This window comes from Allobosea sp., assembly GCF_030694325.1.
Lineage (GTDB): Bacteria > Pseudomonadota > Alphaproteobacteria > Rhizobiales > Beijerinckiaceae > Allobosea.
The window spans coordinates 1-4,131 of sequence record NZ_JAUXYO010000225.1 but is presented as its reverse complement, the minus strand read 5'-3'; the positions used below and the strand labels follow the sequence as shown (position 1 = coordinate 4,131).

3 protein-coding genes are annotated in these 4,131 nt (G+C 71.2%); all 3 read right to left on the bottom strand.

Annotation, left to right across the window (positions count from 1 at the left end):
* Nucleotides 1-2,478, bottom strand: a 2,478-nt coding sequence (locus Q8M82_RS14845; protein WP_305692111.1) for a cobaltochelatase subunit CobN, incomplete at its 3' end; no start/stop codon positions are given.
* Between the two features lie 175 nt (nucleotides 2,479-2,653).
* Complete coding sequence (cobW, locus tag Q8M82_RS14840; RefSeq protein WP_305692110.1) at nucleotides 2,654-3,706, bottom strand: cobalamin biosynthesis protein CobW; 1,053 nt, start codon at nucleotides 3,704-3,706, stop codon at nucleotides 2,654-2,656.
* Nucleotides 3,703-4,122: a DUF1636 domain-containing protein gene (locus Q8M82_RS14835; protein ID WP_305692112.1), complete on the bottom strand. Its 420-nt coding sequence runs from the start codon at nucleotides 4,120-4,122 to the stop codon at nucleotides 3,703-3,705. Before Q8M82_RS14835 ends, cobW begins: the two co-directional genes overlap by 4 nt.
* Nucleotides 4,123-4,131 lie beyond the last annotated feature (9 nt).

Genomic DNA, 4,131 nt, shown 5'->3' with positions numbered 1-4,131 from the left:
GCGCAGCAGCCCCTCGCGCTCGGCCTGCGCGGACACGGGATCGAGCGCCGACTGGCCGAAGATATGTAAGCCATCGCGGAAGGGCAGTTCGGCAATGTCGCAGAGATGCGCGTCGAGCTGCGTCAGCGCCTCGCTCATGGGCAGGTCCGGCGTTACGCCGCAGGACTCGGCCAGCCCGCTGGCTTCCGCCCGCGCCCGGATTTCGCTGGCGACAATCTCGGCCCGGCGCGGATCGAGCACCTGCGCCTGGCTGAACTCCTCGACAAGGTCGCGCAGCAGAGCGGTCTCGCCAGAGGCGCCGGTCTCCGCCAGCGGCGGCGGCAGATGACCGAGCGTTACCGCCGAAAGCCGTCGCTTGGCGGGTGCCGCCTCGCCGGGATCGTCGACCACGTAAGGATAGACCACCGGCAGCCCCTGCGTGACCAGCCGCGGCCAGCAGGAGGACGACAGCGCCACCGCCTTGCCCGGCAGCCATTCGGTGGTGCCATGGGTGCCCAGATGGATCAGCGCATCGATGCCCGCGGTCTCGCGCAGCGCACGGTAAAAGGCGAGATAGCCATGGCAAGGCGGCGCGTCGGGGTCGTGATAGCGCGCCTTCCGGTCCGGCGTCGCATCGCGCGGCGGCTGCAGCGCGATGGTGAGAGCGCCGCCACGGATGGCGCGGAAGCGGAAGGCGCCTTCGCCGAAGGCCGGATCGGCTTCGGGCGTGCCATGGGCGGCGTTGAGGGCGTGGCGAGCGGTTTCGGGGATGGCGGCGAGCCAGGCGCGATAGGCTTCGAGCGGGAGGGTGAGAGTGGCCGGTCCGGTGGTGAGGGCGGCCATGAGCTCTGATCCCGCATCCTTCTCATCACCTGCGCCGTCATCCCGGGCGACCGGAGGGAGACCCGGGATCCATGCCGGAACCTCTCCGGCACAAGCTCCGGAATGGATCCCGGATCTCCGCTGCGCTACGTCCGGGATGACGGCCGAGGGAATACCAACTCCGTACCCCGCCTCTGCCAGCAGCCCCCGGATCGCTCCGACGCTCGCTGGCGTGTCGAGCCCGACGGCAAACCCTGCCCGGCCGCCACGCGCCGGATAATCCGACATCACCAGCGCCAGCCGGCGCGCGGCGGCCGGCTTGGCGGAAAGAGAAACCCAGCCCGCTACCAGATCTGCGAGCGCAGCGACGCCGTCCGCATCGGGCACCAGCCGGCGCGTCGTCAGCCCGGTTTCGGGGTCGGCGGTCTGAGCCTTGAAGGCGACGGGAATGGTGCCCAGCCGCCCGTCGAATTCCGGCAGCGCCACCTGCATGGCGAGGTCCACCGCCGAGAGCCCCCGGGTCGAGGCCGCCCAGGCGTCGCGGGCGCTGCCGACGGGCATCGCCTGAAACACCGGGCAATCGGCGCCGTCGAGCACGAAATCGGCGCCCTCGCGGGCGGAGAAGGCAGTGGTGGTGACGATGGCAGCCGGCCGCCGCGTCGCGATCAGCGCCGCCAGTTCGGCGGTCACCGCCGGGTCCTTCAGGCTGGTCAGCGCGAGGATCAGCGGGGCCAGGCCGCGCGCGGTGAGCGCTGCAGCAAGCGCCTCGCCCATCGCCGTGTCGCCGGAGCTGACGGCTGAGCGATAGACCAGGATCGGCACGAAAGGCCGGTCGGGCAGCGCGGCGAGCACCTCGTGCCAGGGCATCGGCGCGGCGTTGGCGCTGAGCGCAAACAGCGGTGGGAGGGGCAGGGGGGCGAGGTCTGATGCGTCGCGTGGGCCCTCATCCGCCTGCCGGCACCTTCTCCCCCGGGGGGAGAAGGACGCTGTCGGCGCCGTCTCGTCCTTCTCCCCTAGAGGGAGAAGGTGGCCCGGCGAAGCCGGGTCGGATGAGGGCAGCCCCCGCAGATACCCCGCTGCCACCGCCAGCAGCCGCCGCATGTTCTCCGCTCCGCCACCGGCGTGGAAATACGACAGGATCGCCCGCGCGCAGGCCGACGGCACGGTGCCGTAGCCCGCCAGCCGCGCATCGTCGCGGTCGTCGCCGGGCAGCACTGCCAGGGCGATGCCCTGGGCGCGGCAGGTCTCGCTCAACTGCTCGATGCCGTAGCGCCAGTAGTCCAGCCCGCCGAGGCAGCGCACCAGCACGAAGCGGCTCTTCGCGACCGTCTTCTCGATCAGCAGATCGACCGACAGCGGGTGCCGCAACCGCCGCAGCGAGGCGAGGCGGACGGAGAGATCAGGCGCGCCGCCTCTCCCTCCCCCCGCTTGCGGTGGGGAGGGCTGGGGCGGGGGGCAGTGCCGCTCGGCGAGACGATGAAGGACGGCGCTCCGGCTTTCCGGCCCCCCACCCCGACCCTCCCCACCGCAAGCGGGGGGAGGGAGAAGGGCTGCCGCCAGCGCGGAGAGATCGCTGTCGGCGAAGGACAGGACGACGACATCCCCCGGAGGCAGGCTGAGATCGACGGCGTCCTCGCCGTCGTCGAGCCTGATCTCGCTGGTTGGGAGCAGATGCATGCCGGTCCTTTGAGTCCCGCCGCAGGGGACTGCGTCTCATCCACTCAGTCGTCGTCATTCCGGACAAGCCGCGAAGCGGCGCCGCTCCGGAATCCATCCGAGGGCTCTCGCGCCCTTCGATGGACCCGGGGCAAGCCCGGGATGACGGCGTGGTTCCGAGGAACCACGCCCACGCTCAGGCGCCGGCGAGCGCAGCCTCCACCGCCTTCACGTCGAAGCCCTTGAGCCCGATCACGGTGAGCCGGCCGTCGCGTGCTTCGCCTTCGGTCCAGGCCCGGTCGAAATGATGGCTGACGCGCCGGCCGACGCCCTGCACGACGAGCCGCATCGGCTTGCCCGGCACGGCGGCGAAGCCCTTCAGCCGCAGCACGCCCTGCGCTTCGGCGGCCTTGCCGAGGCGTGCCGCCAGCGCATCGGGGGCGAGGCCTTCCGGCAGCGCCAGCGCGATCGAATCGAAGTCGTCGTGCTCATGGTCCTCGCCATCGCCGTGATGCGACGGGCGCGACGCCAGATCGGCCTCCGCCGCGGCGCTCAGGCCCAGGATCAGCGCAGGCTCGATCGTGCCGCGGCTGGTCTCGACGATCTTGATCGCCTTCGGCAGATGCGCGGCGATCTCGGCCTTGACCCGCTCGCGCGTCGCTGTGTCGATCAGGTCGCTCTTGTTGAGCAGGATCAGGTCGGCGCAGAGGATCTGGTCCTCGAAGACCTCCTCCAGCGGGTTGTCGTGCTCGACGGAGGCGTCCTGCGCGCGCTGGGCGGCGAGCGCCTCGGGGTCGTCGGCGAACTGGCCCTCGGCCACCGCCGGCCCATCGACCACCGCGATGACCCCGTCGACCGTGACGCGGGCGCGGATCGCCGGCCAGTTGAAGGCCTGGACCAGCGGCTTGGGCAGGGCGAGCCCCGAGGTCTCGATCAGGATGTGCTGCGGCGGGTCGGCCCGGTTGAGCAGCTTTTCCAGCGCCGGCACGAAATCATCCGCCACCGTGCAGCAGATGCAGCCATTGGGAAGCTCGACCACGTCCTCCTCGGTGCAGCCGGAAATGCCGCAGCCCTTGAGGAATTCGCCGTCGAAGCCGAGATCGCCGAACTCGTTGACGAGGACGGCGAGTCTCTTGCCCTCGGCGTTTTCGAGCAGATGGCGCACCAGCGTCGTCTTACCGGCGCCGAGGAAACCGGTGATAATGGTGCAGGGAGTCTTGGAAAGGGCGGTCTTGGACAGGGAATTCATCGGGAACCCGCGATCGGGAGGGGAGGAAGGCGCGCGACCACGCCCTTGCGGATCGCCTCGGCGCGCTCGCGCCAGGGCACTATTCCGTCCGGGGCTTCGCGGTACTGGCGCGCGAAAGTGAGCAGCGTCTCGACGCCCGTTGCCGGGTCGAGATCGCCATAGACATAGGTCCAGCGGCCCTCGCCGCTGAGCGCCACCGTGCAGGGGCGCTTGCAGACGGAGAGGCATTCCACCGTCTCGACGCTGACCGCCGCATCGAGCGCGGGGTCGAGCGCGTCGCGAAGCCCGGCGGCGAGCACGGCGCCGGGCCGGGGCGCGTCGGGGTCGCCCCCGGCGGCGCGGCAGGTCGCGCAGACGAGAATGCGGATCGGCGCCGTGCCCGATTCCGGGCGCGGCTGCTGCAGTTGCGTGCTCATGGTCCGGCC